Below are 12,789 nucleotides of genomic sequence, written 5' to 3'. Positions count from 1 at the left end.
TCGTTGCACCATTTTCCCTGGGGGGGGGGGGGGGGGGGGGGGGGGGGGGGGGGGGGGGGGGGGGGGGGGGGGGGGGGGCCCCCCCCCGGCCCGCGTCGTCGAGAGAGGGAGAGTTCGCCATGGCACAGTCCGGCGGCAGCGCGCCGGGCGCGCGGCCCACCCGCCGCGCCGCCCGTTGGGAGCGCTACCGGGTCACCCACCCGTTCTCCGCGCGGGACCAGGCGGGACTGTGGGGCGCGATCGTGGGCGTGGTCGGCCTCGCCGTACTGCTCGGATGGGCGCTCGACATGAAGGGCGGGGTCGTCATCGTCGCCGCGGTCCCCTTCATCGTCTCCTGGTACGAGAACCGGCGTACGGCCTTCCAGTTCGACGCGGCCGGTGCACGGTTCGGCACGGTCCCGCTGCCCTGGAGCGACATCACCGCGTTCGTCGTGGCCGTTCCCGAGGGCGGTACGCACGCGCTGATCGGGGCGCGGCTCCGCCCCGGCGCGTCCCTGCCGGCGGGCGGGCCCGTGGCCGCGTCCGACCCGGCGATGCCCGCGCCGATCCATGTCACCGTCCCCCGCGGCAAGTTCGACCTGCGGAAGATGGTGGCGAAGTCCCGCACCTACGCGCCGTCGCACCTCCAGATCGTCGTCGCCGACCCGTCCGGCGAACGCCTCGCGACGTAGCCCCCGTCCGGACCGCGTCGACCTGCCGGTACGCGAGACCGACGACCTTGTCAGAAAGCTCCCGCCCACGAAGGCGGGGCGATACTCCCCGTCGTGACGTGGCCCATGGTTCGGGTGATCCCGCGCCGGGCCCGGCGCGCTTCAACTAAGTTGCTGCCGTGGACCAGTTGATCACCGAAGACCCGACCCGCATCGGCCCGTACCGCCTCATCGCCCGGCTCGGCGCCGGCGGGATGGGACTCGTGTACCTCGGCCGGTCCGAGGGCGGACGGACGGTCGCCGTGAAGGTGGTGCAGGCCGAGCACGCCCAGCACCCCGAGTTCCGCCGGCGCTTCGCGCGCGAGGTGGAGGCCGCCCGCCGGGTGGGAGGGGAGTGGACGGCGGCCGTGCTCGACGCCGACACCGAGGCGCCGGTGCCGTGGGTGGCCACCCAGTACATCCCCGGGCCCGACCTGACCACCGTGGTGGCCAGGGACTTCGGTCCGCTGCCCGAGCACTCGGTGCGGGTCCTCGCGCACCGGCTCGCCGTGGCCCTGCAGTCCGTGCACGCGGCCGGACTGATCCACCGCGACCTGAAGCCGTCCAACGTCCTGGTGACCGTCGACGGGCCGCGCGTGATCGACTTCGGCATCGCGCGGGCCATGGACGGCCTCGGCGGGGACAGCCTGCACACCCGCACGGGCATGCTGATCGGCTCGCCCGGCTTCATGTCGCCCGAGCAGGTGCGCGGGCTCGAACTCACCCCGGCCAGTGACGTGTTCTGCCTGGGGGCCGTCCTCGTGTACGCCGCCACCGGGCGGCTCCTCTTCGGCGCCACCGACACCGGCCTCAGCGCGCACCTCTTCCGGATCGCGGAGGACGAGCCGGACCTCACCGGCGTGCCGGACTCGCTGATCGATCTCGTACGGGAATGCCTGCACAAGGACCCGACGCGGCGGCCCACACCCGCCGAGGTGGCGGCGCGCACGGTCACGGACCCTGCCGAGGAGTGGCTGCCCGGCTCCGTTCTCGCGCAACTCGGTCGTCATGCCGCCAAGTTGCTGGACTTCGCCCCGGAGACGCGGGCGACGATTCCGGACCCGCGGATCCCCGCGCAGGCCCCGCCGCCCCCTGCCTACACCCCGACCACACCGGCGGGCGGAAACCCGCCGCCGGGGTTCGGGCCCGTCGTGGACGCCGTGCCCGGAGCGTGGGGGCCGCCCACCGCCCCGTCCGGCCAGGCGGGTCCGTCGCCCCGGCGGTGGGCCGGCCTGGCCGTCGCCGCGCTGGCGCAGTTCCTGGTCCTCGTCGGTTCGACGATCACGAACGCGGCGCTGCCGGTGATCCAGGCCGACCTCGCTCTCTCCGTCGACGACCTGCCGCTGCTGCCCTTCGCGTACGGGATCGGCTTCGGCGCCCTGCTCCTGCTCGGCGGGCACCTCACCGATCTCCTGGGCCGCAAACGGGCGGCGATCATCGGCCTCGCCGGCTTCGCCGCCGCCTCCGTGCTCGGCGGAATGGCCCCCTCCATGCCCGTGTTCCTCGCGGCGTACGCCCTTCAGGGCGTGTTCGCCGCGCTGCTCTCCTCGGCCGCGCTCGCCCTGGTGGCAGGCGGCTTCACCGACCGGAAGGAGCGCGGCACGGCCTTCGGGATCTACGCCGTGTTCGCGGGTGGCGGCCTGGCCATCGGCGCGTTCGCGGGCGGCTGGCTCGTCGAGAACCTGAGCTGGCGGTGGTGCTTCTTCGCCGCCGTCCCGCTCGCCCTCGCCGCCGTGATCCCCGCGGTCCGGCTGGAGCACGACCGGTCTGCCCGTACCCCGGCCCCCCTCGACGTACCGGGCCTGCTGCTCGGCACCGGCGGGCTCGCCGCGCTCCTCTACGGCTTCCACCGGGCGGAGATCGTCCACGGCGACGGATGGACCACGCGCCTGACCATCCTCCTCCTGCTGCTCGGCGCGGCCCTCCTGGTGACCTTCGCCTGGTGGCAGACCCACACGAGCAGCCCGCTCGTCCACCCGGATCTCTTCAGGAACCGTGACCGCGCCGGCTCCCTGCTCGCCCTCACCCTCGTCGGCATGAGCACACCCACCGTGTTCCTGGTCCTGTCCCTCTATCTGCAGGCCGGCCTGAGCTACACGCCGTCCCGGACCGGACTCGCCCTGCTGCCCCTGGCCGTCGCCGTCCTCGGGGCCGCCCAGGTCTCCGGCCGCCTCCAGGCCAGGACCGCGCCCCGCCTCCTCGTCGTCCCGGGCCTGGTCGTCGCGGCCGCCGGCGTGGGACTCCTGGCCCGGCTGGAGGCCGACAGCTCGTACGCCGCCCTCGTCCTGCCCGGCATCCTCCTCCTCGGCCTCGGCCTCGGTCTGGCCCTGGGGCCGCTGCTCGACACCACGACCGGCGCGTCCGGCCCGCAGGGCTCCGGCGGCACGGCGGGCACGGTCCTCGCGGCCCAGACCCTCGGCGGCCGGCTCGCCGTCCCGCTGTCCGGCAGCATCATCGCCTCGGGGATCTCCAGCCGCCTGTCCGAAGTCGACGGTCTTCCCGCAGCCCTGACGGACGCGGTCCGCCGCGGCGTCCTCGTCGACACGCACTACCTCCCGGCAGCGGCGTCCGAGGCCGTCGCGCGGTCGAACGCGGCCGTCCTGAGCGCCTACTCCGTCGCCCTCTGGTGCACCTCCGGCCTCCTGCTCCTCGCGAGCGTCCTGGCGGGCCTGCTGGTCACGACGGGGGCTCCGGTGCGGGACTGACCGGCGGTGCCCGGCGGCGCGCCAATTGGCCCTTCGACAACTCCGTGGTGTAGAAAGCCCCGTCGGTCAATCATGATCACGACATCGAGCTCTCCACATTCGGGGGAATGGAAGAATGACCTCAACTCGCCGTGTCCTCGGCGCGATAGCGCTTCTCGCCGCGCTGAGCGGCGTCGCCGCCTGCGGTCCGGAGGACCCCAGCGCCCAGGGAGTGACCGGAGGTTCCGGCACCTCGCCGTCGGCCTCGGCGTCCAAGACGTCGGACCCCGGTGAGGCCGGAGACGGAGCGCCGGCCGATGACGTCGACGGTGACGGAAAGGGCGGCGACTGCGGCACTCCGCCGACCCTGCCCGCCGGGCTCCTGAAGCTGAAGATCCAGCTCATGCGGGACTCCGGCGGCTTCGAGGCGGCCGAGGCCAAGCCGCACTGCACGCCGAACGACTGGATCTACGGCGCCGAGGAGGGGGACCCGACCAAGCACTACGTCCTTCCCCAGGACGTCAAGGCGTATCTGGCCCTCGGCCCCGGCCAGTCGAAGCAGGTCGACCACGAGCAGCTGGCGCTGCACATCGACCGCTGCCATGCCCAGGAGATCGGGGCGCCCACCGAGGACTACCCCAAGGTGGAGCCCCCCTTCGGCTGCTACAACAACGTCTACGAGGTCACGCTGAACGCCAAGGGCGAAGTGGAGACGATGAAGGAGATCTGGAGCGTCTGACGACGCCTGCCGGACCGGCCGGAAGCCCGGACTCCGGCCATCCGGTCGTCGGGCCGGCAAGCAGCCGGGTCAGCCGGCCGTCGGGCCGTCGCGCCGTCCGGTCGTCGGACCGGCAAGCAGCCGGGTCAGCCGGCCGTCGCGCCGTCCGGTCGTCGGGCCGGCAAGCAGCCGGGTCAGCCGGCCGTCGGGCCGTCGCGCCGTCCGGTCGTCGGGTCGACAAGCAGCCGGGTCAGCCGGCCGTCGGGCCGTCGCGCCGTCCGGTCGTCGGGCCGGCAAGCAGCCGGGTCAGCCGGCCCTCCCGCCGTAGGGCCGGCAGGCAGCCGGGCTGCCCGTCGGCCCGACGCGGGGCTCGTGAAGCCGTTTCGCTCAGCCGCCCCGGCGGATCTTCGCCGCCCGGCGGGCCTCGGCCGTCTTGCGGGCCTCGGCGGCCCGGCGGGACTCGTTCTTCGCGCGGCCCGGGCGACCGGGGACGGTGCCCATGCCACGGAAGGCCGCGCCGCCGCGCCCGGTGTTCTCCTGGCTCGGCGCGCTGCCGTCGACCGGCACGCCCGAGGGCTTCCGGGCGCCGGTGATGCGGGACAGCTCGGCCTCGCCGGAGCGGACCCGGGTGGTACGGGGCCGGATGCCCGCCTCCGTCATGAGCCGGGCCACGTCCCGGCGCTCCTCGTCCGTGACCAGCGTGACGACGACCCCGGACTCCCCGGCGCGCGCGGTGCGCCCGCCGCGGTGGAGGTAGTCCTTGGCGTCGGCGGGCGGATCGACGTTGACGACGAGGTCGAGCTCGTCGACGTGGAGGCCGCGCGCCGCCACGTCGGTGGCGACCAGGACGGTGACCTCGCCGGTCCTGAAGCGGTCCAGGGTCCGGGTCCGCAGCGGCTGCGACTTGCCGCTGTGCAGCGCCGCGGCCCGTACACCGCTGCCGAGGAGGTGCTTGGTGAAGCGGTCGACGGAGGCCTTCGTGTGCAGGAACATGATCACGCGCCCGTCGCGCGCGGCGATCTCCGTGGCCGTGGCGAACTTGTCGGGGCCGTGCACGTGCAGCACGTGGTGCTCCATCGTGGAGACCGCGGCCGCCGAGGGGTCGACGGAGTGGCCGGCCGGGTCCTGGAGGTAGCGCTCGACCAGCGCGTCGACGTCCCGGTCCAGCGTGGCCGAGAACAGCATCCGCTGACCGCCCTGGGGCACCTGGTCGAGCAGCTCGGTGACCTGCGGCAGGAAGCCCATGTCGGCCATCCGGTCCGCCTCGTCGAGGACGGTCACGGCCACCCGGTCGAGCCGGCAGTCCTTGCGCTCGACGAGGTCCATGAGCCGGCCCGGGGTGGCGATCAGGACCTCGGCGCCGTCCCGCAGCGCGGTGGCCTGCCGGCCGATCGACATGCCGCCGACCACGGTGGCCAGGCGCAGCTTGAGGACCTCGGCGTACGGGGCGAGGGCGTCGGTGACCTGCTGGGCCAGCTCGCGGGTGGGGACCAGGACCAGGGCGAGCGGCTTGCGGGCCTCGGCCCGCCGCCCGGCGGTGCGGGCGAGGAGCGGCAGGCCGAACGCGAGGGTCTTGCCGGACCCGGTCTGCCCGCGGCCGAGGACGTCGCGGCCCGCGAGGGCGTCCGGCAGGGTGGCGGCCTGGATCGGGAACGGCGCGTCGACGCCCTGGCGGGTGAGCTCCGTGAGCAGGCCGGCCGGCAGGTCGAACGCGGCGAAGGTCACGGGCGCCGGGTCGGCGTCCTTGCGGGGCGTGGTGGTCATGCGGCACCTGGTCCGTCGGAAAGGTCTGGAAAATGCGACGGGCCGGGGCCCGCACCACAAGGGTGGGGTCCCGGCCGCGTCGGACGTGTCAACGTCAGGCGGGGAGGATGTTCTCCGCCTGGGGGCCCTTCTGGCCCTGCGTGACGTCGAAGGTCACCTTCTGGCCTTCCTGAAGCTCACGGAAGCCCTGGGTGGCGATGTTGGAGTAGTGGGCGAACACGTCCGGGCCGCCACCCTCCTGCTCGATGAAGCCGAAGCCCTTTTCCGAGTTGAACCACTTCACGGTGCCATTAGCCATGACTATCTCCTTCGGGGCGTAGCCCTGGGAACCGCACTGTGCGGATCCCGGCGTCGCCGTGATGATTGCCCCGTCCGGAAAACTGCACCGAAAACACATAAAGTGCCCGACGATGTCGAATCGTCGAAGGCACTTGTAAGTTCTTTGGGAACCACGACTGCAACTGATCTCGACTGTAGCACGGCATCAGCCGCCGTGCACGAAAAATGTCCGATTCTCCCGATTCTCGTGCCGGGCCGTCAGGACGAACGTGACCGTGACGAGCAGCGCCCACGCGCCGAACTTCGTGAGGGAGACCGGCTGCCAGCCGTGCAGCTGGTCGGGATAGCTCCAGGCGCCGACATAGGTGGCCGCGTTCTCGGCGACCCAGAGGAAGAAGCCGATCAGCACGAACGACAGGGCCAGCGGCATCCGGTGGTCGCTCTCGCCGACCCGGAACCGCACCCACGTCCCCGCCGTCGCGGCCAGGAGCAGTGCGGCCAGGGCCCAACGGGCGTCGGGCAGCCAGTGGTGGCTGAAGAAGTTCACGTACACAGCGGCCGCGAGAACCGCCGTGATCCGCGGGCGGTAGCCGGTGAGCCGCAGGTCGAACAGGCGCCAGGCCCGGCACACGTAACTGCCGAGCGCCGCGTACAGGAACCCGCCGTACAGCGGCACGCCGCCGAACTTCGTCAGGCCGTCCTCCGGGTAACTCCACGAGCCCATCCGCACCTTGACCAGCTCGAAGAGAAGGCCGATGGCGTGGCAGCCGGCGATCACGGCGACGTCCCGGCCGGTGTCCCAGCCGACCTTCCACGCGAGGACGGTGAGTCCCACGCCGTACAGGAACAGCAGGTCGTAGCGGGCGACCGGCAGTTCGGGCAGCAGACTGGAGACGGCGATGCCGCCGACGAGCGCGACGGCGAAGGCGCAGCAGCGCGCCTCCAGGACCGCGAAGCGCAGCAGCTGACGTATCCCGTGGGTGAGCGTCCTCATGGCGGGAGGGACGCGGGGGCACCCGTGTCCGGTTCGCCGTGTCGTCTCCGTGGTGGAACGGCGGCGCGCCGCACCCCCGGACGGGAGTGCGGCGCGCCGCCGTGCAGTACGGCCGTGCCGTCGGAGATCAGACCGCCGGGGACGGGAAGGTCGGGTACTCCACGCCGGAGACGTGCTGGACGACCCGGATGACCTGGCACGAGTAGCCGAACTCGTTGTCGTACCAGAGGTACAGGATCGCGTTGTCGCCGTCGACCTTGGTCGCGCCGGCGTCGACGATGGACGCGTGGCGCGAGCCGACGAAGTCCATCGAGACGGCGTCGGGGGCCGTGGTGAAGTCGATCTGGCGCTTCAGCGGCGAGTGCAGCGAGACGTCCCGGAGGTACTCGAGGACCTCCTCGCGGGTGGTCTCGCGGCCCAGGCGCAGGCTCAGGATCGCGATCGAGACGTCCGGGACGGGGACGCGGATCGAGCTGCCGGTGATCGGGGCCTTGAGGTCAGGCAGGGCCTTGGCGACGGCCGAGGCGGCACCGGTCTCGGTGATCACCATGTTGAGCGGCGCGGAGCGGCCGCGACGGTCGGCCTTGTGGTAGTTGTCCAGCAGGTTCTGGTCGTTCGTGAACGAGTGGACCGTCTCCACGTGACCGCGCAGCACGCCGTACTCGTCGTCCATGGCCTTGAGCGGCGGGACGATCGCGTTGGTGGTGCAGGAGGCGCAGGACAGGATCTGCTCGTCCGGCTTGACCGTGTCGTGGTTGACGCCGTGCACGATGTTCGGCACGTCACCCTTGCCGGGCGCGGTCAGGACGACCTTGTCGATGCCGGGGCGCAGGTGCTTGGAGAGGCCCTCGCGGTCCCGCCACTTGCCGGTGTTGTCGATGAGGATGGCGTTCTCGATGCCGTACGCCGTGTAGTCGACCTCGGAGGGGTCGTTGGCGTAGATCACCTTGATCGTGTTGCCGTTGGCGACGATGGTGCTGTTCGCCTCGTCGACCGTGATCGTGCCCTGGAACTGGCCGTGGATGGAGTCGCGGCGCAGCAGCGAGGCGCGCTTCACGAGGTCCTGGTCGCCACCGCCGCGGACGACGATCGCGCGCAGGCGCAGACCGTTGCCGGAGCCGGCCTTCTCGATGAGGAGGCGGGCGACGAGGCGGCCGATGCGGCCGAAGCCGTACAGGACGACGTCGCGGCCGTCACGGCGCTCGATCTTGTTCTCGCCGATGGCGCCGGCGACGGCCTCGGCGGTGAACTCGGCGACCGAGAGACCGCGGTCGTCGGTCTTGTAGTCGGCGGCCAGCACACCGATGTCGATCTGGCAGGGGCCCAGGTCGAGCGTCGTGAGCGTCTCGAGGAACGGCAGGGTCTCGGTGACCGAGAGCTCCTCGCCGTCGATCTGCCGGGCGAAGCGGTGGGTCTTGAGGATGCTGACCACCGACTTGTTCACCAGGGAGCGGCTGTGGACCAGGACGGTGACGTCCTGCTCCCGGTGCAGCTTCCCGATGATCGGGATCATCGACTCCGCGATCTCCTCGCGGTTCTTCCAGCTGGTGAACGAGTCGTCATTGACAGTCACAAGATTATCTTTCGAGCTAGGCGGCGCTCACATGTTAACCCGCGGCCGGTTTGATCAATCAAGGGGTGCCGAACCGTACGATGGGTCACGTCGGGATCCGCCGCGGTCGGGCGGGCCCACCTACCAGGATGCGGGGGCAATGGTGGTGAAGTTCGGGCTGCTCGGATCACTCGTCGTCCACGACGGGACGGAGCTGCGGCCGGTGACCGGCCCCAAGGTCCGCGTCCTCCTCGCCGCACTCCTGCTCCAGGCCAACCGCACGGTCTCCCGGGACGCCCTCAAGGAAGCCCTCTGGGGCGCCTCGGTCCCCGCCAGCGCCGACGCCGCCCTCGCCAACCACCTCACCCGGCTGCGCCGCGTCCTCGCCGCCGCCGACGGCGGCAGCGACGAGCGGCTGCGCACCGTCGCCCCCGGCTACCAGCTGACCGTCCACGAGGGCGAGTTCGACGCCGACGTCTTCGAGGCCGGGGTCCGGGCCGTCCGGCAGGCGCACCAGCGTGAGGACTGGGAGGCGGTACGCCGGGAGGCCGACCTCGCCATGCCGCTGTGGCGCGGCACCCCCCTCGCGGACCTCGCCCCCTACTCCGAGACCGAGAAGCCCGCGCTCCGCATCCACCGGCTCGCGGAGGCGCGCCTCCAGGCCCTCGAGTGGAGCTTCGACGCGGAGCTGCACCTCGGCCGCCACCAGGAGGCCGTCGCCTCGCTCACGACCCTGGCGGGCGAGCACCCGCTGCGCGAGGGCTTCCACCGGAGCCTCATGCTCGCCCTGCACCGCTCGGGCCGGCAGGCCGAGGCCTTCTCCGTGTTCCAGCGGCTGCGCCGGAACCTGGTCGAGGAGCTCGGCACGGAACCCGGCGCGGCGGTCCGGGAGGCGTACGCGGAGGTGCTCGCGGGAGACCCGGCGCCGGCCCCCCGCCCGCGCCCCGCCCCGCCCCGCCCGCCCTTCCAGCTGCCCGGCGAGGCCGACGCCTTCACGGGCCGGGAGACCGAGGTGGCGACCGTACGGGCCCTCCTCGGGGTACCGCCCGAGGCCGACGGCCCCGGGGCGGGCGGTACGAGCGGGGGCGCCCTCCCCGGCGACTCCCGGGTCCGGGCCGTCGTGGTGTCCGGCATGGGCGGAGTCGGCAAGACCGCCCTCGCCGTCCACGTCGCCCACCGGGTGCGCGAGGCCTTCCCGGACGGCGCCCTCTACGCCGACCTGCGCGGCTACTGCGCCGGCGGGGCACGCACGGCCCACGAACTGCTCGCCCGGTTCCTGTCCGACCTGGGCGTCCAGCAGGACGCGCTGCCCGAGGACACCGACGACCGCGCCCTCCTCTTCCGCTCGGCGCTCGCGGAGCGCCGGGTCCTCCTCGTCCTCGACAACGCCCGCAACGCCGCCCACGTGGCCCCCCTGCTGCCCGCCGGCGGGCCCAGCGCCGCCCTGATCACCAGCCGCCAGCTCCTCGCCGACCTGCCCGGCTCCGCCAAGGTCCCGCTCTCCCCGCTGCCCGAGTCCGACCAGCACGCGCTCCTCGCCAAGCTCGCCGGCGCCGAGCGGGTAGGGAGCGAGCCCGAGGCACTGGCCGCCATCATGGCCGCCTGCGGAGGCCTGCCGCTCGCCCTGCACATCGTCGGCGGACGGCTGGCCTCCCGGCCCTCCTGGCCCCTCGCGCTCCTGGCGAAGCGGCTCACCCCCCACCGGGGCCGGCTCGACACCCTCGCCATGGGGGACTTCGACGTCCGCCGCACCTTCGCCATGAGCTACGTGGCCATGCGGGACAGCGACCAGCCCCTGGAGCGCGAGGCCGCACGGGCCTTCCGGCTCCTGGGGCGGGTGTGGTCGCCGCACGCGGTCACCCCGCAGTCCGCCGCTGCGCTCCTCGACGTCACGGAGGCCCGGGCCGCGGCCGTCCTCGACGTGCTCGCCGACGCCCACCTCGTCCTCAACCCCGAGCCCGACCGGTACCGGCTGCACGACCTCCTCGGCGAGTACGCGGCGCAGCGGGACGACGAGGACACCGAGGCCGAGCGCACCGCGGCCCTCCTCCGGCTGCTCTCCTGGTACGCCGCGGCCCTCGCGGCCGCGACCCGGGCCGCCACCCGGGAGACCCAGTCGCCGCCGCCGCTCCGGGGCGACGCGGTGAAGCACCTGTCGCTGCCCGAGTTCGCGGACGACGACGAGGCGATCCGGTGGACGGCGAAGGAGCTCCCGGCCGTCCGGGACGCCCTCACCCGCGCCGGGGAGCTGGGCCGCTCCGACATCGCCTGGCGGCTCGCCGTCGGCCTCTTCGGCCATGCGAGCACGCACTGGTGGACGGGGGAGTGGGACGCCTGCCTGGAGCAGGCCATGAAAATAGCCCGCCGGCACGACGACCGGCTCGGGCAGGCCTGGCTGCACCGGCGCACGGCCGTCGCCCACGGCATGGCCTTCCGCAACGAGGCCTGCCTGGAGCACCTCCGGATCGCCCTGGAGCTCTTCACCGAGCGCGCGGACCTCTCGGCCCAGGCGTCGATCCTCGGCAACATGTCGGCGGTGTACCTGCAGAGCGGGGACCCCAGGCAGGCGCTCGTGCACGCCGCGCGCTCCAGCGACCTCTATCGCGCCACCCGGAACACGAAGGGCGAGGCGCTCCTCCTCAGCCGGATCGCGGACGTCCACAAGATGCTCGGCGACCAGGATCTGGCGGCCGCGGACTACCGCCGGGTCATCGAGCTGATCCGCGGGACCGGCCACGGGGTGTTCCTCGCCACGGCCCTCACCAACTACGGCGACGTGCTGCGCGCCCTCGGCGACCGCGACGAGGCCTTCGAGGTCCTGGCGGAGGCGCTGTCCATCCGCCTTCGGATGAACGACCAGGGCGGTACGGCCGACTGCCTGGTCTACACGGCCCGGGCCCACCACCACTTCGGGGAGTGGGAGGCGGCGCGCGAGACCTGGGAGTCGTGCCTGGAACTCGCCCGCCGGCACAACCTCGAGAAGCGGATCGACGAGTGCCTGGAGGGCCTGAAGGCCCTCGCGTCCCGGGTACGGGAGGGCAGCACGGGGGCGCCGGTCAGCGGAAGGCCAGGGTCCGGAAGCCGTTCCTGACGTGGGTGAGCGGGTCGGGGTCGCGGGTCAGGCGGAGCCGGTTGGTGAGCAGCACGGCCCAGCGGCCGCTCGTGGGGGAGACCCACAGGGCCGTGCCGGTGAACCCGAAGTGCGCCCAGACGTCCTCGGCCGGTGCCATGCCGGGCGCCGGATGCCAGAAGAGGCCGCGCGGCGGGACGAGTCGCCCGGTGTGGACGCGCAGCGAGGCCGCGGTCCACTCGGCGGAGAAGGTGCCCGGCACCGGGACGAGCAGATGGCGAAGGAAGCGCCCGATGTCGGCGGTGGTGGTGAAGACGCCCGCGATCCCGCAGGCGCCGCCGAGGAGCCGGGCCGAGAAGTCGTGGACGACACCCCGGAGCGGAGCGCCGCTCTCCGGGTCGTACTCCGTGGGCGCGCACCGCTCCCTCGCCCCGGCGGGCAGCGGTCCGTACCGGGTCTCCGTCATGGCGAGGGGCGTCCAGACCCGGTCCTCCGCGAGCCGGGGGAGCGGCCGGCGGGTGAGGTGCTCGGCGAGGTAGCCGAGGATCAGCGCCGCCCGGTCGGTGTACGCGACGGCCTCCCCGGGCCGGTGCCGGAGCGGCTCGGCGAGGACGCCGTCCCGGACGTCCTGCGGATCGGAGCCGTACAGGTGCCGGAGGTTGGCGCGCAGCGGCAGGCCCGCGGTGTGCGTGAGGAGGTGGTGCGCGGTGGCCCCGGCGAGCGGCCGGCCCGCGGCCTCCGGCCAGTACGAGCCGAGCGGGGCGGTCAGATCGAGCTTCCCGGCGTCGACGAGGGTGCCGACGACCGCCCAGACCGTGAGGATCTTGGTGAGGCTGGCGACGTCGAAGAGCGTGTCGGGGCGCGTCGGTCCGCCCGGCCGGGCCGGGTCGAGCACCCCGACCGCTCCGGCCGACAGGGTGGTACGGGCATCGCCCACGGCCCATGCGGCGCCCGGGTACGTGCCCGCGCGGGCGGCGTCGCCGAGGAGCCGCTCGAAGGGGTCGCTGCGCTGTGCCAAGGCGTGCCTCCGACGGTCCGG

The 12,789-nt window shown here is 73.4% G+C and carries 9 protein-coding genes; 4 read left to right on the top strand and 5 right to left on the bottom strand.

Annotated features, from left to right (window positions below; translation table 11 throughout):
- Positions 1-119: 119 nt before the first annotated feature.
- The 3 genes from ABT041_RS33970 (at position 120) to ABT041_RS33960 (ending at position 4,112) form a co-directional block, all read left to right on the top strand.
- Positions 120-671, top strand: coding sequence for a hypothetical protein (locus ABT041_RS33970; protein ID WP_351191798.1), 552 nt, complete (start codon positions 120-122; stop codon positions 669-671).
- Positions 672-829: 158 nt separating this feature from the next.
- On the top strand, positions 830-3,394 hold the full coding sequence (locus ABT041_RS33965) for an MDR family MFS transporter (protein WP_351191796.1): 2,565 nt from the start codon (positions 830-832) through the stop codon (positions 3,392-3,394).
- A 115-nt stretch (positions 3,395-3,509) separates the two neighbouring features.
- The gene (locus tag ABT041_RS33960) at positions 3,510-4,112 is read left to right on the top strand and encodes a hypothetical protein (RefSeq protein ID WP_351191794.1); all 603 of its coding nucleotides are present in this window, start codon (positions 3,510-3,512) and stop codon (positions 4,110-4,112) included.
- A gap of 366 nt (positions 4,113-4,478) precedes the next feature.
- Here the strand turns inward: ABT041_RS33960 and ABT041_RS33955 are convergent, their stop codons facing one another.
- From ABT041_RS33955 to ABT041_RS33940, 4 genes are all read right to left on the bottom strand, one after another.
- A complete protein-coding gene (locus tag ABT041_RS33955; protein WP_351191792.1) occupies positions 4,479-5,855 on the bottom strand; it encodes a DEAD/DEAH box helicase in 1,377 nt (458 codons plus the stop codon).
- A 94-nt stretch (positions 5,856-5,949) separates the two neighbouring features.
- Positions 5,950-6,153 carry a cold-shock protein gene (locus ABT041_RS33950; protein WP_150210372.1) on the bottom strand — a complete coding sequence of 68 codons (204 nt, stop codon included), beginning with the start codon at positions 6,151-6,153 and terminating at the stop codon, positions 5,950-5,952.
- Positions 6,154-6,339: 186 nt separating this feature from the next.
- On the bottom strand, positions 6,340-7,128 hold the full coding sequence (locus tag ABT041_RS33945; protein ID WP_351191789.1) for a DUF817 domain-containing protein: 789 nt from the start codon (positions 7,126-7,128) through the stop codon (positions 6,340-6,342).
- A gap of 127 nt (positions 7,129-7,255) precedes the next feature.
- Positions 7,256-8,701, bottom strand: a complete 1,446-nt coding sequence (locus ABT041_RS33940; protein ID WP_351191787.1) for a glyceraldehyde-3-phosphate dehydrogenase — start codon at positions 8,699-8,701, stop codon at positions 7,256-7,258.
- 139 nt (positions 8,702-8,840) lie between these two features.
- Between ABT041_RS33940 and ABT041_RS33935 the strand changes: the two genes are divergently transcribed.
- Entirely contained in the window at positions 8,841-11,771 is a 2,931-nt protein-coding gene (locus ABT041_RS33935; protein WP_351191785.1) for an AfsR/SARP family transcriptional regulator, read from the top strand.
- Here ABT041_RS33935 and ABT041_RS33930 read toward each other — a convergent pair.
- A complete protein-coding gene (locus tag ABT041_RS33930; RefSeq protein WP_351191783.1) occupies positions 11,737-12,768 on the bottom strand; it encodes a serine hydrolase domain-containing protein in 1,032 nt (343 codons plus the stop codon). The genes ABT041_RS33935 and ABT041_RS33930 overlap by 35 nt on opposite strands.
- Positions 12,769-12,789: the final 21 nt, after the last annotated feature.

This window comes from Streptomyces sp. NPDC002825, from assembly GCF_040295385.1.
In the GTDB taxonomy this organism is placed as follows: domain Bacteria; phylum Actinomycetota; class Actinomycetes; order Streptomycetales; family Streptomycetaceae; genus Streptomyces.
Note: the sequence above shows the minus strand (reverse complement) of the source record. Positions and strands in the feature narration are given on the sequence as shown.

What these genes read in the sequence shown, in the direction of transcription:
- ABT041_RS33960 (WP_351191794.1), top strand. Translation starts at nt 3,510, where the DNA reads ATGACCTCAACTCGCCGTGTCCTCGGCGCGATAGCGCTTCTCGCCGCG.
- ABT041_RS33955 (WP_351191792.1), bottom strand. Translation starts at nt 5,855, where the DNA reads ATGACCACCACGCCCCGCAAGGACGCCGACCCGGCGCCCGTGACCTTC.
- ABT041_RS33935 (WP_351191785.1), top strand. Translation starts at nt 8,841, where the DNA reads ATGGTGGTGAAGTTCGGGCTGCTCGGATCACTCGTCGTCCACGACGGG.
- ABT041_RS33950 (WP_150210372.1), bottom strand. Translation starts at nt 6,153, where the DNA reads ATGGCTAATGGCACCGTGAAGTGGTTCAACTCGGAAAAGGGCTTCGGC.
- ABT041_RS33970 (WP_351191798.1), top strand. Translation starts at nt 120, where the DNA reads ATGGCACAGTCCGGCGGCAGCGCGCCGGGCGCGCGGCCCACCCGCCGC.
- ABT041_RS33945 (WP_351191789.1), bottom strand. Translation starts at nt 7,128, where the DNA reads ATGAGGACGCTCACCCACGGGATACGTCAGCTGCTGCGCTTCGCGGTC.